Origin of the sequence: Aliiruegeria sabulilitoris, from assembly GCF_001558155.1 — a bacterium.
Lineage (GTDB): Bacteria > Pseudomonadota > Alphaproteobacteria > Rhodobacterales > Rhodobacteraceae > Tropicimonas > Tropicimonas sabulilitoris.
This window is the reverse complement of the sequence record NZ_LOAS01000032.1, coordinates 21,010-41,554: the sequence shown is the minus strand read 5'-3', so window position 1 is coordinate 41,554 and position 20,545 is coordinate 21,010. Positions and strand designations below refer to the sequence as shown.

22 protein-coding genes are annotated in these 20,545 nt (G+C 65.5%); 21 read left to right on the top strand and 1 reads right to left on the bottom strand.

Annotated elements, in window-relative coordinates; all coding sequences use genetic code 11:
* The first annotated feature begins 26 nt into the window (after positions 1 to 26).
* The 20 genes from AX756_RS21550 to AX756_RS21455 all read left to right on the top strand — a co-directional run bounded on the left by AX756_RS21550 (position 27) and on the right by AX756_RS21455 (position 16,856).
* Positions 27 to 365: a DUF2190 family protein gene (locus AX756_RS21550; protein WP_068316970.1), complete on the top strand. Its 339-nt coding sequence runs from the start codon at positions 27 to 29 to the stop codon at positions 363 to 365.
* Positions 365 to 679, top strand: coding sequence for a head-tail joining protein (locus AX756_RS21545; protein ID WP_068316968.1), 315 nt, complete (start codon positions 365 to 367; stop codon positions 677 to 679). Before AX756_RS21550 ends, AX756_RS21545 begins: the two co-directional genes overlap by 1 nt.
* A complete protein-coding gene (locus tag AX756_RS21540; protein WP_068316966.1) occupies positions 676 to 1,335 on the top strand; it encodes a DUF6441 family protein in 660 nt (219 codons plus the stop codon). Before AX756_RS21545 ends, AX756_RS21540 begins: the two co-directional genes overlap by 4 nt.
* Positions 1,335 to 1,772, top strand: coding sequence for an acyl-CoA transferase (locus AX756_RS21535; protein ID WP_068316963.1), 438 nt, complete (start codon positions 1,335 to 1,337; stop codon positions 1,770 to 1,772). The genes AX756_RS21540 and AX756_RS21535 overlap by 1 nt, the downstream gene beginning before the upstream one ends.
* A 22-nt stretch (positions 1,773 to 1,794) precedes the next feature.
* Positions 1,795 to 2,748, top strand: coding sequence for a phage tail tube protein (locus AX756_RS21530; protein ID WP_068316961.1), 954 nt, complete (start codon positions 1,795 to 1,797; stop codon positions 2,746 to 2,748).
* A gap of 8 nt (positions 2,749 to 2,756) precedes the next feature.
* The gene (locus AX756_RS21525; protein ID WP_068316959.1) at positions 2,757 to 3,212 is read left to right on the top strand and encodes a hypothetical protein; all 456 of its coding nucleotides are present in this window, start codon (positions 2,757 to 2,759) and stop codon (positions 3,210 to 3,212) included.
* Positions 3,213 to 3,223: 11 nt separating this feature from the next.
* Positions 3,224 to 3,430 carry a DUF7697 family protein gene (locus AX756_RS21520; RefSeq protein ID WP_082739258.1) on the top strand — a complete coding sequence of 69 codons (207 nt, stop codon included), beginning with the start codon at positions 3,224 to 3,226 and terminating at the stop codon, positions 3,428 to 3,430.
* A complete protein-coding gene (locus tag AX756_RS21515; protein WP_068316956.1) occupies positions 3,423 to 5,441 on the top strand; it encodes a phage tail tape measure C-terminal domain-containing protein in 2,019 nt (672 codons plus the stop codon). The genes AX756_RS21520 and AX756_RS21515 overlap by 8 nt, the downstream gene beginning before the upstream one ends.
* Positions 5,441 to 6,067 (top strand): DUF2460 domain-containing protein, encoded by a 627-nt coding sequence (locus AX756_RS21510; protein WP_068316954.1) that lies wholly within the window; start codon positions 5,441 to 5,443, stop codon positions 6,065 to 6,067. The genes AX756_RS21515 and AX756_RS21510 overlap by 1 nt, the downstream gene beginning before the upstream one ends.
* Positions 6,064 to 6,423, top strand: coding sequence for a hypothetical protein (locus AX756_RS21505; protein WP_068316951.1), 360 nt, complete (start codon positions 6,064 to 6,066; stop codon positions 6,421 to 6,423). Before AX756_RS21510 ends, AX756_RS21505 begins: the two co-directional genes overlap by 4 nt.
* A 130-nt stretch (positions 6,424 to 6,553) precedes the next feature.
* On the top strand, positions 6,554 to 7,183 hold the full coding sequence (locus tag AX756_RS21500) for a lysozyme (RefSeq protein WP_082739256.1): 630 nt from the start codon (positions 6,554 to 6,556) through the stop codon (positions 7,181 to 7,183).
* Positions 7,180 to 7,386, top strand: a complete 207-nt coding sequence (locus AX756_RS21495) for a hypothetical protein (protein WP_068316949.1) — start codon at positions 7,180 to 7,182, stop codon at positions 7,384 to 7,386. Before AX756_RS21500 ends, AX756_RS21495 begins: the two co-directional genes overlap by 4 nt.
* Positions 7,383 to 8,267, top strand: coding sequence for a phage/gene transfer agent baseplate hub protein (locus tag AX756_RS21490; RefSeq protein WP_068316948.1), 885 nt, complete (start codon positions 7,383 to 7,385; stop codon positions 8,265 to 8,267). The genes AX756_RS21495 and AX756_RS21490 overlap by 4 nt, the downstream gene beginning before the upstream one ends.
* Complete coding sequence (locus AX756_RS21485; protein ID WP_438938419.1) at positions 8,267 to 8,701, top strand: C40 family peptidase; 435 nt, start codon at positions 8,267 to 8,269, stop codon at positions 8,699 to 8,701. Before AX756_RS21490 ends, AX756_RS21485 begins: the two co-directional genes overlap by 1 nt.
* A 3-nt stretch (positions 8,702 to 8,704) precedes the next feature.
* Complete coding sequence (locus tag AX756_RS21480) at positions 8,705 to 12,673, top strand: baseplate multidomain protein megatron (RefSeq protein ID WP_068316944.1); 3,969 nt, start codon at positions 8,705 to 8,707, stop codon at positions 12,671 to 12,673.
* A 12-nt stretch (positions 12,674 to 12,685) separates the two neighbouring features.
* On the top strand, positions 12,686 to 13,762 hold the full coding sequence (locus AX756_RS21475; protein WP_068316940.1) for a DUF2793 domain-containing protein: 1,077 nt from the start codon (positions 12,686 to 12,688) through the stop codon (positions 13,760 to 13,762).
* A gap of 157 nt (positions 13,763 to 13,919) precedes the next feature.
* Positions 13,920 to 14,999: a DNA cytosine methyltransferase gene (locus AX756_RS21470; protein ID WP_068316936.1), complete on the top strand. Its 1,080-nt coding sequence runs from the start codon at positions 13,920 to 13,922 to the stop codon at positions 14,997 to 14,999.
* Entirely contained in the window at positions 14,996 to 15,247 is a 252-nt protein-coding gene (locus AX756_RS25810; RefSeq protein ID WP_068316933.1) for a hypothetical protein, read from the top strand. The genes AX756_RS21470 and AX756_RS25810 overlap by 4 nt, the downstream gene beginning before the upstream one ends.
* A complete protein-coding gene (locus tag AX756_RS25805) occupies positions 15,244 to 15,471 on the top strand; it encodes a hypothetical protein (protein WP_068316930.1) in 228 nt (75 codons plus the stop codon). The genes AX756_RS25810 and AX756_RS25805 overlap by 4 nt, the downstream gene beginning before the upstream one ends.
* Entirely contained in the window at positions 15,468 to 16,856 is a 1,389-nt protein-coding gene (locus tag AX756_RS21455) for a sialate O-acetylesterase (protein WP_068316927.1), read from the top strand. Before AX756_RS25805 ends, AX756_RS21455 begins: the two co-directional genes overlap by 4 nt.
* Positions 16,857 to 17,308: 452 nt before the next feature.
* Here AX756_RS21455 and AX756_RS21450 read toward each other — a convergent pair whose 3' ends face one another.
* Positions 17,309 to 18,667 (bottom strand): amidohydrolase family protein, encoded by a 1,359-nt coding sequence (locus tag AX756_RS21450; RefSeq protein WP_068316925.1) that lies wholly within the window; start codon positions 18,665 to 18,667, stop codon positions 17,309 to 17,311.
* A gap of 301 nt (positions 18,668 to 18,968) precedes the next feature.
* Here AX756_RS21450 and AX756_RS21445 point away from each other — a divergent pair, with 301 nt between their 5' ends.
* The gene (locus AX756_RS21445) at positions 18,969 to 19,997 is read left to right on the top strand and encodes an AraC family transcriptional regulator (RefSeq protein ID WP_068316923.1); all 1,029 of its coding nucleotides are present in this window, start codon (positions 18,969 to 18,971) and stop codon (positions 19,995 to 19,997) included.
* Positions 19,998 to 20,545: the final 548 nt, after the last annotated feature.

Below are 20,545 nucleotides of genomic sequence, written 5' to 3'. Positions count from 1 at the left end.
CTTTCTCCTGAAAAGGGTTCTCCCCCATGAAAAACTTCCTTTCCCACGGTCACACGCTGACCTTCACCAACGGCTCGGGCTCCGATCTCGCCTCCGGCGCCGGCCATCTGCAGGGCGCCATTTTCGGCGTCTGCGCAGATGCGGTCGCAAATGGCGCCGAAGGCACCCTGAACCTCACCGGCACCTACGAGTTGCCGAAGGCTGCATCCCAGGCCTGGGCGGTCGGCGCGAAAATCTACTGGGACGGCTCGGAGGCGACCACGGTCGATACCGACAACACCCTGATCGGCGTTGCCGCGGCGGCGGTGGGATCCGGGGCGACCGAGATTCTCGGGGCCGTTCGCCTCAATGGAACTGCTGCCTGATGAGTATCTTCGCCGCTGCCATCGATGCGCTTTTCGCCGATCCGCACATGGCGCAGGATGCGCTCTGGCGGGCCGGCGGCGGGGGCGGCGGCGTTGCCATCCGGGTCATGCGCCGCGCGACCGACGACACCGCGTCCTTCAATGGCGGGCGGTTCGTGGTCGATACGGTGCTGTTCGATCTCCGGGTCTCGGAGGCGCCGGAGCTGGCAGCGGGCGACACGCTCGAGGTTGCGGGCGAGGTCTTCGAGATCGCGGGTGAGCCGGTGCGGGATCGCGAGCGGTTCGTGTGGCAGGCGGAGGCGCGGGCGGCATGAGGTTCGACATTCGCATCGAGGGCGATCTTCGCGAGCGCATGGAGCGGGAAATCCTCGCGGCCGAGCGGGCGGTCACCGGCGGCATCCGCGCGGCGGGCACAGGCCTGAAGAACGACTGGCGGGCGCAGTTGCGCGGCGGCGGTCTCGGAGACCGGCTCCCGCGCGCCATCCGGGCAAACACCTATCCCGCGAGGGGCGAGAGCATCGGCGCGGCCGCGCTCATTCATGTGAAAGGGCGGCACACGCCGGAAGTGATCGATGCCCATGATCGCGGTGCGCTCATCCGATCCCGCGACGGTTTCTGGCTGGCAATTCCGACCGCCGCCACCGCAAAGCTTCGGGGCTCTGGCAACAAGCGGATCACGCCGCTCGGCTTCGAGCGCAAGACCGGCCTGCCGCTGCGCTTCGTCTATCGGCGGGGCAAGCCCAGCCTGCTGGTCGTGGATCAGGCGCGGATCAACCGGAAGGGCCGCGTGGCGAAAAAGGGCGGGCGCCGCCGCAAGGATGGCATCCTCACCGGCGAGCAGACGGTCATCGCCTTTCTGCTGGTGCCGCAGGTGAAGCTGCCGAAGCGCACCGATCTCGGCCGCGATGCGGAGAAATGGGGCAACCGGCTCGCGGGCATGATCGTCGATCGCTGGAAGGACCGCACCTGATGGCAAGCAGATCCGAGCAGGTGCTTCAGGCACTGCATACGGCGCTCGCGGCATCCCGGCCGGTAGGCGCTACGCTCTTGCGCAATGCCGGGCTTCCGGCGCGGGTGCCGGCGGCGGGTATGATGATCCTGCGCGATGGCGATCCCGGCGAGCCCGAGTTCCTGTTCTCCCCACCGCTCTATGTGTTCGAGCACCGGGCCGAGGTGGACTTGATTGTCGAGACCGGCACCGATGCCGAGCGGGATGCCGCCTTCGATACGCTGAAGCTGGCGCTGGGCGCCGCCATCGCCGCCGATCGCACCCTGGGCGGTCTCTGCGACTACGTGCTGGGCGAGGCACCGGCGCCGCTCGATCTGCCTGTCGAGGGGGCCGAGGGGCTGAAGGCGGCAACCGTTGGCGTCGTTCTCACCTACGCCACCGACGATCCGCTGAACTGACAAACCGAAAGGACTTTGATACATGGCACGCGCACAGGGCGCGCGGGCGCAGATGGCGCTCGCCTTCGAATCCGTCTACGGAACGCCGCCGGCCGCGGACAGCTACTGGCGGATGCCCTTCGCCAGCTCCAGCCTCGGCAGCGAGCAGCCGCTGCTCAACTCCGAACTTCTCGGCTATGGCCGCGATCCGCTGCCACCGGTCAGGGATGCGATCACCGCCGATGGCGATGTCTCGGTGCCGATCGATCTGCGCTTCCTCGGGATCTGGCTGAAGGCGCTGTTCGGGGCACCCACCACCACCGGCGCGGTCGCACCCTTCACCCATGAGTTCGCCTCGGGGGGCTGGGTGCTGCCCTCGATGTCGATCGAGATCGGCATGCCGGACGTGCCCCACTATGCGATGAACGCGGGCTGCGTTGCCAATTCGATCAGCTGGACCATGCAGCGCTCGGGGCTCGTGACCGCGACGGTCAATGTGATCGCTCAAGGTGAAACCACGGGCGCGGCGTCCTCGGCCGGCACGCTGACCGGGCTCGAGCTGCAGCGCTTCGGCGCCTTCAACGGCTCTGTTTCCCGCGACGGCTCGCAGCTCGGCAGCATCGTCTCGGGCGAGATCACCTATTCGAACAATCTCGACCGGATCGAGACCATCCGCTCGGACGGCATGATCGACGGGGCCGATCCCTCCGTGGCAGCCCTCACCGGCTCCATCAACGTGCGCTTCGCCGACACGGTGCTGCTCGATCAGGCCATTGCCGGCGATCCCTGCGAACTGAGTTTCGCCTACGAGATCGACGCCGATCGCCGCTTCGAGCTCAAGGCCCATGCCGTCTACCTGCCAAAGGCCCGCCTGCCGCTCGAAGGACCCGGCGGTGTGCAGGCCACTTTCGAATGGCAGTCCGCGCTCGACACCGTCACCGGCCGAATGGCCACCGCAACCCTGATCAATGATCAGGAAACCTACGACAATCCGTGAGGTCATCCATGATCCGTCTCAATCTCAACCGGGAGCCGCAATGGGTCGCGCTCCTGCCCGGCGTCCGCGTCCTGGCGGCGCCGGCAACCACCGCCATCATGGGGGCCGCGCGCCGCGATCCCATCCTCGAGGGGGTGGACGAGACCACCGATCAGGACGAGGCGGCGCTGCGCTTTGCCAAGGCCGTCGCCTTCCAGGTGATTTCCGAGTGGGAGGGCATCGAGGGCAAGGATGGTGGGCTGGCCGAGGTCACGCGCGAGCACATCGATGCGCTTCTGGACAATTACCGGATCTTCGAGGGATGGCAGCTCGAATACATGGCGCGCTGGCTGGGGCTGGAACAGGAAAAAAACGCCTCCGCGCCCTTGCCGAATGGCACTTCGGCGGGGGCGCCGAATATTGCGGAGCCTGCCCCACCCGCTGCGAAGCCTGCCCGCAGGACCGGCACCAGCCGGAAAGCCTAGAGGGTGCGCAGGTGTGGGATCTGGCACTGCGGATGGGCGGTCAGGTCCGCGCGGTGTCGGGGATGAACGGCTACGCGGTGCTCGGCTGGGACCTTGGCGCAGGTCTGCGGCTCGCCGAGGCGCTGGGCTGCGATCTGCTCGCCGCGGCCGAGCTGCTGCCGGAAATCGAGGCCATCGCCTGCCTGAAGGCGAATGAGAGGATGCGGGAGAATGGCTGAAAAACGGGTATCGGTCCGTCTCGCGGCGGTGGGCGGTCAACAGGTCAAGGCGGAGCTTCGTTCGCTCGGTACCGAGGGCCGCGCTGCGCTCGAAGGCATCAAGACGGGAGCCGCTCCGGCTGGGTCGGGTCTGGACAATGTGGGCAATTCCACCGCTCGCGCGCGCGCCGAGCTGGAGATGCTTTCCGCAAAGGCGGCAGAGGCGGCGCGGTCGCTCAACACCACGGCCGCTGCCGCCACGCCCATGGTGGCGCAGATCAACCGGCTGACCGGAGTCACCCCGGCCATCGGTCAGACCACGGCCGAGTTCCTGCGGCAGGGTCAGGCGCTTGATGACCTCCGCGCGAAATACAATCCGGTCTATGGCGAGATCCGCCGCTACCGCAGCGCAGTCTCCGAACTGAAGGCGGCGCATCTGCAGGGGGCGATCTCGACCGACGAGATGACTGCGGCCATCGCCCGCGAACGCCGCGCCTCGCTCGAGAGCGTCGCCGCGCTCAAGGGGCGGACCAATGCGATCACCCGGATGGCGGGCGCCTCGCGCAATGCCGCCTTCCGGACGCAGCAGATGTTCTACCAGGTCAACGATATCGGTGTCTCGCTCGCGGGCGGTATGAACCCCTTCGTGGTCATGGCGCAGCAAGGCACGCAGATCGCGCAGATCTACGGCTTCGGCAATGGCGGCGTCTCCGCCATCTTCCGCGATCTCGGCAAGCTGATCGGCGGCGTCGTCACCCGCTTCTGGCCGCTGCTCGCAGTCGTCGGAGTGGCATCTGCCGCCATCGCGGCGATGAGCCACGAGATCAATCAGGTCTCGGAGGTCACGGTGAGTTTCGGGGACACCGCGCTCGCGGTCTCGCAGGTTGCGGCGGACGGGCTGAAGAGCCTTCTGAAGCCGGTGGTCGATGCCATCGCGCCCTGGTTTGCCTCGGCCTGGGAGCAGGTGATGACGACCACGGTCGATGCGGCAAACTCGATCATCAAGGGCATCCAACTTGCTGTGCTCGGGATCCGCACCTCGGTCGGGTCGATCCCCGATCTATTCCGTGCGGCCTTCAATGGCGCGGTCTCGCATGTGCTGACCAAGTTGCACGACATGGTCTGGTATGTGGGCCACGCGATCGACGGGATCGCCCAGAAGCTCAACGAGACCTTCGGGACCGATCTCTCCACCGGCACGCTCTCGGGAACCATCGACAGGCTGAGCGAGGCAAGTGGCAATTATGCCCGCGCAGCGACGGCGGCGCGGGATCGGTTGAGCGGGCGATGGGAGGACGCCCGAACCAGAGCCGAGGAGATCGATGCGAGCAGTCCGCTCGGGGATTTCTTCGACGCGGTGAAACAGCGGGCGGTCCAGAACGCGCTCAAGCGCACGGCGGAGGAAGCGGAGAAGACCGGCGGCGCGGGGCGTGCGGCAGCCGAGCAGATGGTGTCGACCGGCAATGTCGGAATCTCGGTGTGGGAGTCGCTGCGCGACAAGCTGGCCGAGTATGCGAAAGAGGCGAGAAATACCGGCGACGCCATCGCCGATCGGCTGGTGGGCGCCTTCGCCTCTGCCGAGGAGGCGGTCGGCCAGTTCGTTAAGACCGGCAAGGTCAATTTCACTGACCTGGTGACGTCGATGATTGCCGATCTCGCGAAACTCGCCGCGCGGCAATACATCCTTGGGCCACTGGCGAGCGGGATTTCCGGCATTCTCGGCAACGCTTTCGGCAGCGCTCTCACCACCAGCATCCGGCCGGCGGCGCGTCCGACCAATTTCGCGGGCGGCGGTCACACCGGTTTCGGGGCCCGATCCGGCGGTCTCGATGGCCGCGGCGGTTTCCTCGCCATGCTCCATCCACAGGAACGGGTGACGGATGAATTCCGGGGCGGCGGCGGGAAGCAGGCAGCGATGGCGCCGGTCACGGTCAATATCGCCACGCGCGACGCGCCTTCCTTCCGGCAATCGCGGACACAGGTCGCGGCGGATATCCAGCGCGCCGTCGCCATGGGCAGGAGGGTTCTCTGATGGCTTTTCACGAGGTGCGCTTCCCCGACAATATCAGCCGGGGCGCCCGCGGCGGTCCGGAGCGACGGACGCAGATCGTCGAGCTGACCTCCGGCGACGAGGAGCGCAATGCGAGCTGGGCGAATTCCCGGCGGCGCTATGACGTCGCCTATGGGGTGCGGCGGGCCGATGATCTCGCCACGGTCGTGGCCTTTTTCGAGGCGCGGAACGGCCGGCTCTACGGTTTCCGCTACAAGGACTGGGCGGATTACAAATCCTGCCTGCCTTCGCAGCAGCCAACGCCCACCGATCAGGGGCTGGGGACTGGGGACGGCACCACGACCACGTTCCAACTGCTGAAGACCTACCTCTCCGGGGCGCATTCCTGGAGCCGCTCCATCAGCAAACCCGTCTCCGGTTCCGTCCGGATCGCTCTCGATGGCGTCGAGCAGGTGTCCGGCTGGTCGGTCGACACCACCACCGGCCTGGTCACCTTCACTGCGGCGCCCGGCGCGGGGGTGCTGGTCACCGCGGGCTTCGAGTTCGATGTTCCGGTGCGCTTCGACAGCGACACGCTCGATGTCTCCCTCGATATCGAACGGCTGGGATCGATCACCTCCATTCCGCTCGTGGAGATCCGGCGATGAACGAGGAACCCGGATTCATCGCAACCGTCCTGCGGGATCTGGCCACGTCCACCGCTGTGATCCTCGCCGCATGGGGTGCACTGGGCGGCGCGACCAACGCACTGACGACGAAGATGCATCTGCGGGATGCGGTGCGACACATCCTGCTCGGCGGCATCATCGCGGCTGGCATGGGCAGTCTCTCAATGGCCGTCATCACCAGCTGGATGGGACTGCCGCCGGCGGCGATCCCTTCCGGCGGCGCGGCCGGTTCCGCCGCCTATCTGGTCGGGGTCTTCGGTCCCGCCTTCATCGAGGTGATGCTGGAGCGCGTGCGTGGCGGGAACGGGTCCGACGATGGTTCCAGCGATGCGTGAACGTCATCCCTTCGTCCGCCATCTGCGCCGTGCCTCCGGGGCGCCTTTCGATCTTTTCGCACATCGCATGCGGGTCGGTCTGACCGTGGCCGCATTCATTCTCATCTTCTCACTGCTGGGATAGCTCACCATGAAAATGACGGATCGGGGGCTTGTCGCCCTCATCCGGCACGAGGGTATCGTTCCGGCTCCCTACCTTGATGTCCGCGACGTCTGGACCTTCGGCATCGGTCATACCGGCGCGGCGGGTGACCCGAACCCTTCGCACATGAAGCGCGGAATGCCGGCCGATCTCGATCAGGGCATTCGCGCGGCATTTGAAACCTTCCGGGCCGATATCGCCCGCTACGAGCGCGATGTCTGCAATGCCATCGCGGTGCCGGTCGAGCCGCACGAGTTCGATGCGCTGGTCTCGTTTCACTACAACACCGGCGCCATCCTTTCCGCCCGCCTGACCCGGCTGCTGAATGCCGGGCTGCGCGACGCCGCGGCGGAGGCCTTCATGGGCTGGCTGAAGCCGGGCGCGATCCGGCCGCGCCGCGAAGCCGAGCGGGATCTGTTCCGGCATGGGCGCTACCCCGAGGGCACCATTCCCGTCTGGCCAGTCGATGCGAAGGGCCGGGTCAGCTTTGCCCGCGCCGTGCGCCGTCTTTCCGAGGATGAGGCGCTCGCCCTCCTGCAGCCCATGCCCGAGCCGGCCGGGTGGCTCGCCCGGCTCTGCACCCTTCTTTCCACTCTCATCAGGACACAATCTGCATGAACATCCTTCTTATCCGCATGATCCTCTATGCGCTGGGCGCGGGCGCAGGCTCGACCTTTGGCTTTATCACCTGGGCGTCTGGTTCGGGCGTGCTGTCGATCGACATGAACGGGCTCGCCACCGCGCTAAGCTCCATCGCGGGTTGGGGTGGCTTCGGGCTGACCTTCCTCGCCTCGCGCTTCGCGCCGCTCGACAAGCGATGAAGTCGCTCTCACCGGACCTGCAGGCCCATCTCGACGAGGGCACGACGACGCTCGCCTGGTGCTGGCGCATCACGCGGGCGGATGGCGTGGTCCTGGGTTTCACCGACCATGACCGGGTGCTTGCCTTCGCGGGCACCGACTTCGAGCCGGAGAGCGGTTTCACGGCATCCGAAGTTCGCTCGGGCTCGGATCTGTCGGTCGATGCGCAGGATGCCGAGGGCGTGCTCACCTCGGATCGGATCTCGGAAACGGATATCCGCGACGGTCGCTGGGACAATGCACAGGTCGAGCTCTGGCGGGTGAACTGGGCCGATACCTCGCAGCGGGTACTGATGCGGCGCGGGGCGATCGGCCAGATCCGGCGCGGCCGGCTTGCCTTCGTCGCCGAGATGCGCTCGCTCGCGCATCTGCTCGGGCAGAATGCCGGACGGAGCTTTCAGGCGACCTGCGACGCCGTCGTCGGCGATGCCCGTTGCGGCGCCGATCTCGAAGCCGCTGCCTTCCGGGGCAGCGGCGTGGTGACGGGCCTGTCGGGCGATCGGTGCTTCACCGCGTCGGGCCTTGATAACTTCGCCTCAGGCTGGTTCAGCTTCGGCACCATAGAATGGGCCACCGGCATGAATTCCGGACGGCAGGCGGAAATCTCCGCCCACGGGCGGGACGGCGGCATCACCACCGTGACCCTGCTCGAGGCGCCGGTTCTTCCGGTGGCGACGGGAGATGCCTTCACCATCCGCGCAGGCTGCGACAAGTGTGCGGAGACCTGTTCGGCGAAGTTCGGCAACATCGCGAATTTCCGGGGCTTTCCGGACATTCCCGGTCAGGACACTGTGCTGCGTTACGCGAGGCGCAGCGGCGCGAACGACGGAGGCGTGTTGTGATCTCTGTCGATCCGGTGCGCGTCATCGTCGTGGCGCGGTCCTGGCTCGGCACGCCCTATCACGACCAGGCGAGCGTCAAGGGCGCGGGCTGCGACTGCCTCGGGCTGGCACGCGGCATCTGGCGAGAGGTGGTGGGGCCCGAGCCGTTCCCGATGCCGCCCTATTCCCGGGACTGGGGTGAGACCGGCTCGATCGAAGTGCTTGCCGAGGGAGCGCGGACCATGATGCCGGAGACCTCGCCGCTGGAGGCCGGTCCGGGCGCGCTGGTTCTCTTTCGCATGCGGACCGGTGCCATCGCGAAGCATGTCGGCATCCTGACCACGCCAGCCGCCTTCATCCATTCCTATGAGCGGCTCGGCGTGATCGAAGAGCCGCTCTCAGCATCCTGGCGGCGGCGTATCGCCTTCGCCTTCCTGTTTCCGGATCGGAGCTGATCCATGGCCACCCTCGTGCTTGGCGCGGCCGGCGCCGCCATCGGCGGTTCCATCGGCGGCGCAATCCTCGGTGTCAGCGCCGCCACGATCGGCGGCTTCATCGGCTCGACCATCGGCTCCTATGTCGACAACTGGATCATTTCCTCGCTCACGCCGGGATCAAACTCGAGCTTCGAGGGGCAGCGTCTCGATACGCTTCATGTGACCTCCGCCACCGAGGGCGCGGTTCTGCCGCGTGTCTGGGGTCGGCTGCGGATGGGCACCAACATTATCTGGGCCACGGATTTCCGCGAGAAGAAGGAGACCACCACCCAGGGCGGTGGCGGCAAGGGTGGCGGTGGCGGTGGCAACAAGGTGAAGACCACCGAGTATTTCTACTTCGCCTCCTTCGCGCTGGCGATCTGCGAGGGGCCGATCACCGGCGTGGGGCGCATCTGGGCGGATGGGGCGCTGATGGATCTCTCCGGCGTCACCTGGCGCTGGTATCCCGGTGACGAGAGCCAGCAACCGGATCCCTTCATCGCCGCGAAGTCGGGCGCGGCAAACACACCGGCCTATCGCGGCACCGCCTACCTGGTGTTCGAGGACCTGGAGCTTACGGGGTTCGGCAACCGCATTCCGCAGATCAATGTCGAGGTCTTCCGTCCGCTGGCCGAGGCGGACACGGCCGAGGGGCTGGTGCGGGCGATCACGCTGATCCCGGCCTCGGGCGAGTTCGTCTATGCGACCGAGGCGATCCGCAAGACCAATGGCGCGGAGAACCTCAACGCATCCGCCGGCACACCCGACATGATCGAGGCGCTCGACCGGCTCGAGGCCTCGGCGCCGAATGTCGAGAGCGTCAGCCTGGTAGCGTCATGGTTCGGGGATGATCTCCGCTGCGGGGAATGCCGGATCCGGCCGGGTGTCGAACTCAGCTCGAAATCGACCAAGCCGGAGACATGGAGCGTCAACGGTGTCGGGCGCGAGGCGGCGCATCTGGTGAGCCGCGACGACGAGGGCCGTCCGGTCTATGGCGGGACGCCTGCGGATTTCTCGGTGGTGCAGGCGATCCAGGAACTGAAGGCGCGCGGCAAACGGGTGACCTTCTACCCCTTCCTGATGATGGATGTTCCGGCCGACAATACGCTTCCGGACCCGTATTCGGACAATGCCGCAAGAACGGGTCAGCCGGCCTTCCCCTGGCGCGGGCGGATCACCTGTTCTCCTGCCGCGGGCTATGCCGGGAGCGTCGATCTGAGCGCGGCGGCTGCAACGCAAGTTGCGGATTTCTTCGGGACGGCGGAGGCATCGGATTTCTGGGTCACCGGCACGTCGGTGATCTGGACGGGATCCGCGCTGGACTGGGGTTTCCGCCGCATGGTGCTGCACTACGCCCATCTCTGCGCGTCGGCGGGCGGGGTCGATGCCTTCATCATCGGCTCGGAGATGCGCGGGCTGACCACCATCCGCGATGGCGCCGCCAGCTACCCGGCCGTGGAGGCGCTGCGACAGCTTGCGGCGGATGTTCGGGCCATCCTCGGCGCCTCGACGAAGATCAGCTACGCAGCCGACTGGTCGGAGTATTTCGGCCACCATCCGGGCGACGGCTCCGGCGATGTGTACTTCCATCTCGATCCGCTCTGGTCGGATGCGAATATCGACTTCATCGGGATCGACAATTACATGCCGCTCTCCGACTGGCGCGACGGGTTCGAGCATCTCGACGCGCAGGCGGGCTGGGCGACCATCTACGATCGTGCCTATCTGCAATCCAACATCGCCGGCGGCGAGGGTTTCGACTGGTTCTATGCCAGCGCCGCAGACCGCTCGGCGCAGGTTCGAACCCCGATTACCGACGGCGTGGCGGGAAAGCACTGGGCATTCCGCTACAAGGATCTGAGGAGCTGGTGGTCGAACCAGCATCACAATCGGCCGGGTGGCATCGAGTCCGGGACGGCAACGGCCTGGGTGCCGGAATCGAAGCCGATCCGGTTTACAGAACTCGGATGCCCGGCGATCGACCACGGCACCAATCAGCCGAACGTCTTCTACGATCCGAAATCTTCGGAGAGCGAACGGCCGTTCTTTTCCCGTGGATGGCGCGATGACGCGATTCAGCGGGCCTATCTGGAGGCGACGTATCTCTTCTGGGGCGACGCCGCGAACAATCCGACATCCTCCGTCTATGGCGGGCGCATGGTCGAGGTGGCGGACTGCGCGGCCTGGACCTGGGACGCGCGGCCATACCCGTTCTTTCCCGAACTGACCGATGTCTGGAGCGACGGCGAGAACTGGCGGCTGGGGCACTGGCTGACCGGCCGGATCGGCTCAGCCTCGCTGGCCGCTCTGGTTCGGGATCTGTGTCTTCGGGCGGGGCTGACGGCGGAGCAGATCGATGTCTCCGGCCTCTGGGGCGCAGTCGAAGGATATGCGATCACCGGGATCGAGGCGCCGCGCAATGCGCTCACCACGCTGGGGCGGCATTTCGGCTTCGATGCCGTCGAGAGCGAGGGCGTCATCCGCTTCTTCATGCGTGGGCGGGCGGCAATTCAGACGCTCTCCCTCGACGATCTGGCGGCCGCGGAGAGCGGCGAGCCGATCGAACTGACCCGCGCCCAGGAGACGGAACTGCCGCAGGCCCTGAAATGGAGCGTCACGCGGGCCGATGAGGATTACGATGCGGTGGTGGTCGAGGCGCGTCGCATCACGGTTGAATCCTCGCGGATCAGCAGCGAGTCTTTCCCCATGGCGGTGCCCGCCGAGGAGGCGGAACGGCGCTGTCGGCGCGCACTGATGGAGGCCTGGGTCGGCCGCGAAACCGCGAGCTTCCGGCTTCCACCATCACGACTCGCGCTGGATCCGACAGACGTGGTCGCGCTCGAGCATGACGGTCGGCTGACCGAGTATCGCCTGACCTCCGTCGCCGATGGCGAGGCGCGCAATGTCGAAGTGATCCGGCAAGACCGCGCGACCGGAACGCTTGCGCCCGGCACGCCACGGAAATCGACACCAGAGTCTCCGGTGGTGTTTGGCGAGCCGGAGGTGGCCCTGCTCGATCTGCCGCAGGTCTCCGAGGATGTCGCCGCGCATCGCCCACTCATTGCCGCTTTTTCTGCCCCATGGCCGGGGGAGATCGCGGTCTGGCGATCCCCGTCGCAGGATGTGTTCGAATGGCTGACCGGCGTCACGCAGGCTGCGCGGATGGGCGTTCTGGTATCCGATCTGTGGTCCGGACCGGTCTCGCGTTTCGACCATGGCAATGAGCTCATCGTGGATCTGTCCTCCGGCACGCTCGGCTCGGTCACGGACCTTGCCCTCTTTGCCGGGGCGAATGCCTTTGCCGTGGAGTCCGCGGCGGGCGCCTGGGAGATCGTCCAGGCGGGAACGGCCGAGCTTCTGGCGGAGGGGCGGTATCGGCTCACGCGGCTCCTGCGGGGGCAGCGCGGCACCGAACACGCCATCGGCGATCCGGCACCGGCCGGGGCGCGGGTGGTGGTGCTGGATGCGAGCCTTGCGGCCCTGCCGGTCTCGGAGGCGGAACTGGGCATCGCCTGGAACTGGCGCATCGGACCCGCGAGCCATCCCGTTTCCGGTGACACCTATGTCGCGGCAAGCTTCACGCCCTCCGGCGCTGGGCTTCGCCCATTCTCTGTCGCCCATGTCGAGCAGCCATGGCGGACGCCGCGCGCGCCCGGTGATCTGACCATCCGCTGGGTACGACGATCGCGGGCGCTCTCGGCCGACAGCTGGGCCGCGCTCGAGGTGCCGATGACGGAAGAGAGCGAGGCCTATGAGGTGGAGATCCTCGAAGGCGTGAACGTGAAGCGGACACTATCGGCCAACACCACCAGCGTCGCCTACACCTCTGCCCAGCAGATGGCGGATTGGGGCGCGTTGTTCGGACCGGGCGGCAGTCTCGCCATCCGCATCTTCCAGCTCTCCGCCCTGGTCGGCCGGGGAGCGCCCAAGACTGAAACGCTCTATTTCTAGGGGAGCACTCCCATGTCCGATGCCACCACGAACCTCCTTCTGCCCTACCTTTTGGCCAGCCAGGCGCAGAAGCATGTCACCCTGAACGAGTCCCTCCGGCTTCTGGACGGGCTGGTGCAGATGGCGGTGATCGACCGGGTTCTGACCGCGCCGCCGGTATCGCCCGCGGACGGGGACCGATACATCGTCGGCGCCGGCGCCACCGGGGATTGGGAGGGCTGGGACCTCAGCGTGGTGCTCCATGTCGACGGTGTCTGGACCCGCCTTGCACCGCGGGTCGGTTGGAGGGCGTGGATCGAAGACGAGGGAGTTCTGCTGGTCTGGGATGGCGCGGCCTGGGTCAGCGTCCTGCCCACGGCGCTGCAGAACATGGCGCTGCTTGGGATCGGAACCGCGGCGGATGCTTCCAACCCGTTCTCGGCCAAGCTGAACGCGGCGCTCTGGACGGCAAAGTCCGCAGCCGAGGGCGGAACCGGCGATCTCACCTACACCATGAACAAGGAGGCCGCGGCGGACGATCTCGGACTCACCCTCCAGACGGGCTACGTGACGAAGGCCCTTCTAGGTCTGTTTGGCTCCGATGATTTCCGTCTGGCGGTCTCCGACGATGGCAGCACTTTCTTCGATGCCTTCAGCGTGGACCGGCTGAGCGGCATCATCGAGCAGCCGCGCCTGCCGCGCTTCAAGGGCTACACCAACTACGACAACTATGTCGGCGTCGACACCTGGACGAAACTCGCGATCAACAACACCGACTACAACGACCAGTCCGCCTTCGATGCCGGGAACAACCTCTTCGTCGCGCCCGCCGACGGCACGTATCTCTTCGGTGCCACGCTCCTGTTCAAGACGAATGGCAGCACAGCCTCCCGGATGCGCGGGCGGCTGGTGCTGAACGGCTCGACCGAGATCAGGGGCTCCTTCGGCGAGAATTCCGGCGCCCATGTCTCCGAGGCCACTTCGCTCTGGCTGCAGACCATGGTGGCGCTGGGCGCCGGAGATACCGTCCAGTTGCAGGGGTATTTCCGGGCGGCGGACGGGTATTTCGCGGCGGATCACACGTCGTTCTGGGGCGCGAAGATCGGGTGACAATCACGGCCGGCGTCGGGGCGGGCATTTCTGCGGTTGCCGGATTCCCGCAAATCGCACCCGCCTGCTTGTTCCAACCCATTGATTTGCCACGGGTGGCACAGATTTCCGGGGACGTTGCCATGCGCCACCCCTGCCGGATCTGCAGCCTGCCTGCATGTTCGAGCCAGTCAGATTCCTTTCCGTCTGCAGCGGTATCGAGGCGGCGTCGGTCGCCTGGCATTCGTTCGGATGGCGCGCGATCGCGGTGTCGGAAATCGACCCGTTTCCCTGCCACGTCCTCTCCCACCGGCTGGGCGCGGGACGGCCGCTCCACATGCCTTTCCCGGAGGCCGCAGGCCTGTCGCCGAAGGAGAGCCGCGCCCGAGCGAACGCCATCAGGGCCATGTCCACCGTTCCCGAGACAGGCCGCATTCCGAATTTCGGGGACATGATGGCGTTCAGGGAGTGGCCGGATGCAGCAATTGACCTTCTGGTCGGAGGACCCCCCTGCCAGAGCTTCAGCGTCGCCGGACTCCGAAAGGGCCTGGACGATCCGCGCGGCAACCTGGCCCTTGTCTATCTTGCCATTGCTGCACGCTATCGGCCCGAGTGGCTGGTCTGGGAAAACGTGCCCGGCGTCCTGTCCAGCGGACGCGGAGGGGACTTTGGTGCCTTCCTCGGGGCGCTGGCGAAACTCGGGTATGGGTTCGCCTGGCGAGTGCTGGACGCTCAGCACGTGCGAACATGCGGCCTCCCCTTCGCTGTCCCGCAGCGACGCCGCCGTCTGTTCGTTGTCGGATATTCTGGAGACTGGCGACCCGCCGGAGCGGTTCTTTTTGACGGCGCGAGCCTGCGCGGGGATCCTCCGCCGCGCCGGGAAGCGGGGAAGGAAACCCCCGGCCTTGTGGGCGGAGGCCCTGACGGCGGTCGCATCTCCGGAACCGTAAGCAGCAAATGGGCAAAGGGCTCGGGCGGGCCGGCCGGCGACGAGTGCTACAACATGGTCGCGCTGGCGCCGTCGCACCACGCGGGCGGCGAGACGCGCTGGGCGGTCCGTCGCCTCACACCGCTCGAATGCGAACGCCTGCAGGGCTTTCCCGATGGCTGGACCGATGTGCCCTACCGGGGCCGCAACGCGACGCCTGACGGACCGCGCTACAGGGCGCTGGGAAATTCCATGGCCGTCAATGCGATGGAGTGGATCGGCGCCCGGATCGACCATGTGCGGCGGGAACTGTCGGAGCTGGGGGCATGACCTTCGCGCGCCTGTCGGCGGACGGTTCGACCGTGATCCATGAGAGCGACAACTGGCAGGGCCGTTTCCCGGTCGCCGATCTCCCTCGCTGGATCGCCTTTTACAGGCGCCTGCGTGACCGCAAGGGCGGGAAATACCGAGCCTCATACGCAGACGATGTCGCCGCGCTCGAGGCGCTCGGGCGGCGCCTGTCGGCTGCACGATCCCCGGACCAGAACGACCGTGAAACCGAAAGGACCACCAGATGACGATGATCAATTGCACCCCGGAATGGAGTTCCACGACCCTGGTCGCGGCCGAAGGCTGGCAGGTGCGCAGCGGCGTGGCCTATCTCTCGACGGAGGCCACCGGGGCGGAGGATCGCGGCGTCCGGGTGGAAAAGGGCCAGGCATGGCCGTTCCCGGCCGAGGCCACGATCTATTATCGCTCGGTCGGCGGATCGGCCGTGATCGCTCGGGAACCCGTAGCGTGAGTGTCGCGCTGTTTCCGTTTCTCCCCTATCAGGGTGGCGGACGGGCGCGCGGCGCCCGGTTGCCCGTCACGGAAGTGTTCATCCTGGCGGGGCAGAGCAACATGATCGGGCGCCCGGCCTTCGACGGCGGGACAGCCTATCCCGAGGGCGTGCTGCAATACGACATGACCGGGGCGCTCATCCCAGCCACATCGCCGCTCGACCATCACGATGAGGAGGCCGGCGACATGGGCCTCGCGCTGCAATTCGCCATCGACTATGCGACGGCGCATCCCGCGCGGCAGCTCGTCCTGCTTCCGGCGGCGGACGGCGGAACCGGGTTCGCGACCGGACATTGGGGCGTGGGCGAGAGCCTATACGCCAGTCTGGTCAGCCGGGCCAATACGCTCTTCGCGGCACATCCGGAGTTCCGGCTCGGCGGTATCCTCTGGCATCAGGGCGAGAGCGACAGCACTTCCGAGACGGCGGCCAATGACTACGCCACGGAGCTTCTGGCGTTGATCGAAGGGCTGCGCAGCGAGATCTCCGCCGCGGACGAGAGCACGCCCTTCATAGTGGGAGATATGGTGCCTGACCTCTCGCCAACGAGCTACGCCTTCCAAGCCACGGTGCGCGATGTTCTCTCCGGCATTCAGGCACTGGCGCCCTACACCGCCTTCGTCGCTGCGGCCGATCTGACGGATGGCGGGGATGATCTGCACTTCGATGCGGCCTCGCTGCGGGTACTCGGCAGCCGGTATTTCGTAGCCCTGGCGGCAGCGAAAGCGCTTACGGAGATTCCGACCACGGTCTCGATCCTGTCGACGGGCTTCGCGGCGTCCACCGTGGATCTGTCCGAGTATACTTTCACGGTCGATGTCGGCGCCGGCGGCACGGTCGCGGTCGGCGTCGTTGGCCGGTTCGGCAATGGCGGTGAGATCGCCACCAGCGTGACGCTGGGCGGGGTTTCCGCGACCCTGTTCGACTACCTCGACAACAGCAACTCGCAAGTGCGCTTCGCCATCGCCAAAGGAGTTCCGGCCGGAACAGTTGAAATCACCGTAACCTGTTCCGCTGTTGCCTCGCGTCTTGGCATCCACACCTGGACGATCGACGGGGCCGATGCGACCGGAGCTGTTTCCGTTGCTGTCAATGGAACCTCGGCGTCCATTGATGCTCCCGCCGGCGGTGCCGTGCTCGCCATCGGCGCATCCATCAACCCGGCAAGCCAGAACATCGACTGGAGTGGGCTGTCGGAGAGGATCGAGTGGAACGACTACGGCGACACCTTCGGGTCCGGCGCGGCAGATGCAGTGTTTGGTGGAGCGATCGCGAGGCATGCCGTCGAAATGGCCACGGATGGGAATTTCCGACAGATTGCTCTGCTGGCGGTTCCGCCGCGATGATTGGCCAGAAAGAGCATCGCATGCGCGGTAAGTTTGCCGACTGAGCGGTCATTCTCGGCAGTGCAGAGATCCCCGGCGCGGTCGCCTGGTATCCAGCACGGCAATCAAGGAGCGGACGTTCGCCGCGCCACACATCAAGGGCGACTCAGCGGACGGAGCCGCCTGATGCTGGCGCAGCGAAATCAGTCTCCGAGAGATCGCCTCTTTTGGGTGCGTATCGCAGCACCGCAGCGTGATTTCCAGAGAGCGGAAATTGAGCGCTGTGGAGTAGGCCAAAATTGAAAACAGGCGTTCGCTGCGTTGGTTTCGGATGTCTCACGTGCGGGACATTTCTGCCTGATGCGGATGCAGCGAAATTTGCCTCTGCCCTGTCATCAAGTTTCCGAGACAGTCGCGTTCAGCGACCGTCACGATCCCTTCTCTCGCCATCGGCGCATCGCGCGCGCGGCTTATCACAGGGTGTTCTTATAGATCTGCCCGTCCTTCATGATCACGCTCAGGTTGGTTTCCGGCCGGGTCAGCACCGAGGTGTCCTCGAGCGGATTTCCCTCCATGATCAGCAGGTCCGCGTAGGCATCGGGTTCGATCACCCCGATCGGCGTGTCGCCATAGGGGTTGCGCGGGCCGGACATGGCCCAAAGCGCGCCGTTCTGCGATGTCGTCTGCTTCAGGATCTCGAGTTTCGAGAACCAGTTCGTACGGGCGGTGAATTCGCTCGTCTGCTGGATCTTCACCTCAGGCGATCCAACCATGTCGCTGCCAAGCGCGATCTTTGCGCCGTATTGCTTGGCCAGCGTCATCATCTGGTCGAGCCCGTCCGCCGCCTGTTTCGCCCGTGCCCGTTGCGCATCGGAGAAACCATCGGGAAGCGGGGTCAGGAAGACACCGGTTTGCGTCGACAGCCAGGCACCTTTCTGAACCAGAAGCTCCATCGTCGCCTCCGACATCAAGTTGCCATGCTCGATTGACATGGCGCCCTGCTCAAGTGCGGTCTTGGTCGCGAAATCCGTGTAGGTGTGCACCGCAAGGTACGTGTTCCAACGCTTTGCCTCACCAGCGGCGGCGGCAATCTCTTCCGGCGAGTATTCGGCGATGTCTAGCGGATCGTAGATGCCGGAGACCGCCCCTCCCACGAAGACCTTGAGGAAGTTGGCGCCCTGCCGCATGTTTTCCCGCGACGCCGAGAGCATTTCCGGAACACCGTCGGCGTGGAAAACAAATCCCATACGCTGCAACTCGGTCTCCGTCGGGCCGCCGAACGCGCGCACCATTACGTTGCGATTGCGGAAATCACCATGTCCTGCTGTCATGGTAATCGCCGCGTGGGAAGACTGGATGCGTGGCCCCGGGAAATGACCTTCGTCTATCGCCTGGGCAACCCCCTGAATACCGCCGCCGGTGTCCCGGATACTGGTGTATCCGCGCATCAGCGTGGCTTCGGCTTCCTGCAGCGCCAGAGCGGCCAGGTAGTCGGGGCGCCCCCCCAGAAGTGCGGCCGGGCCGACGTTCCAGACCAGATGCGTATGCAAATCCGTCAGGCCCGGCATCAGCACGCGGCCGCCGCCGTCGATCCGGGCCGCATCTGCGGGCGCGTCGAGGTTTGGCGCGATGCTCTTGATCTTGTTGCCCTCGATCAGGACCGAGGTCGCTTCGGTAAGGGCGTCGGACTTGCCGTCGAAGACGCGGACATTCGTGATCAGCGTCTGAGTGCTGGCCTGCGCGCGGGCACGGGCCGGCAGAAGGCCGGCGGAAGCTCCCAAGGCAAGGGCGCCGACGCTTGTGGCGCCTTTGAGGAAGTGACGTCTCTTCATGGTTATTGGTCCTTTCGTGATCAGCCGTACGTTCCTGCCGGTCGGCTGCAAGCGAATTGCACGACGCTGATCAGAAGCCATTTGTTCCCAACGGGGAAACAAGCTGCGGTGCAAGCAGCGTGCTCACAAACCGAATCAGCGAGCGCACGCCACATCGATGAATATTCCGTTAGCTCGTCTTCTATTATGGACGAAAGTGTGTCAGTGATGAGTGTCCCGATGTACCGGTTGGATGTGATTTTTGTCGCTTCAGGACACGCCGCCCACTCGCACTTGACGCCTCATCGGCATTGGAGGTTCCATGTCCGCGAAGATCCCGACCACACGCGGCTTCGTCATCCAGAATCTGCTGCGTTGCTTTGAAGAAGAGGGCGGGGACGGCCATGCGGCGTGCCTCGCCGTTGGATTGCCGCCGCCGGCGTCGCTTGACGCGGGCGACGTCATCTCTGCCGAACTCTACCATGCTTTGTTCAACCACATGACGGCACAGATTGGCGATCCGTGCTTCGCCGCGCGCGTCGGTCGAACCGCTGCGCGACAGGGAGTGCCCGCCCTCGTCGAAGCCCGCAGGGCGTCGCGGACAGTCGGAGAGTTCCTCGTTCGGTGCCAGATCATTTTCAAGTCGATGCAGGACAACGGGTGGTATGTCACGCAATGCGATGGCGCGCGCGCGACCCTGGAGATCCGAAGGTGGCCCAGCCTCAAGGCGGACATCTCGAAGGTGGAAACCATGAACGCTGCCGCATGGATCACGATTTTTCGCGACGCGGTCGGTGAGGCGGATCTTACGGACTTAACGGCTACCCTGCCGGAGCCAAATGCCATGCCGGACGACATTCTACCCCGCCGACAGTGCGTCCGGTCGATGGACGGGCGTATGAAGTTGTCCTATCCGGCAGATTGGCTCGTCGCCGACATCAAGAGCGGATGGTTTGTGGAAAGCACTGTTTTGCAGGACGCCAGCAGTGGATCGATGAAGAACCGTGGTATCGAACCCATTCGCCGTATTGTCTTCAACGCTATTTCTCGTGGCGATGCCAACCTGGGCACCGTGGCGTCCAGGCTTGGCATGTCGAAGCGCAAGCTCCAGCGCCTAATCTCCACCCATGACACAAGCTTCAGCAAGTTGCTACAAGAGGAGCGATTGCGCCATTCCTCCAGACTACTGAGGACGACTCGGCAATCTATTCGGGAGATTGCAGAGGCCTGCGGTTTTTCCTCCTCCCAAGCCTTGTCCAAATCGTTTCGAGCGGCGTTTGGCATGTCCCCCTCCGAATATCGCCGGGCTTCGAATTCCGACGACCCGGGCTCGGATGTCCCACCAAAGTGATGGCCGTCCTGCACGGAGACATCACCTATGCAGCGCATCGGTGACGGATCTCAGACAGTACCTCGGGACCGTGGGTAGCTGATTTGGATCCGATCGTAGCGGATCGACGGCGTTGCACGCCGAAATCTCAGGAAACCAATCCAACGCTGCGACCTGTGAGGCTCCATCTATGGCATAGGCGGTCACACATGCCTGAAATATCTGCGCGTCTTGCATAAACGGCCGTTTTTCTCTCTGCATTGCAACTGATGCTTCCAATCGAGTGCTTTGTTGCATCTGCGAGAATCAGCAACGGAGCACTTCCGCTCTGGGCTCTTCACGGTCCCTCGCCGCGCCGACCACGAATGGCAGCTTCCAGTTTGCAGGATGATGCTGCATCTGCGAAGTGGCTCGAATGGCCCAACGGCAGGAATGCGCAGTTTGCGGCTATCGAAGGCCGAGCATTCACCCGGCCAAGTGCTTCGAGCTTCACCAAGTCTCACACGCGTCTCGTCACGACCGATTCGCCTACTTTCCGAGACACGTGGCACGATCGCCAGCGCCTCGAC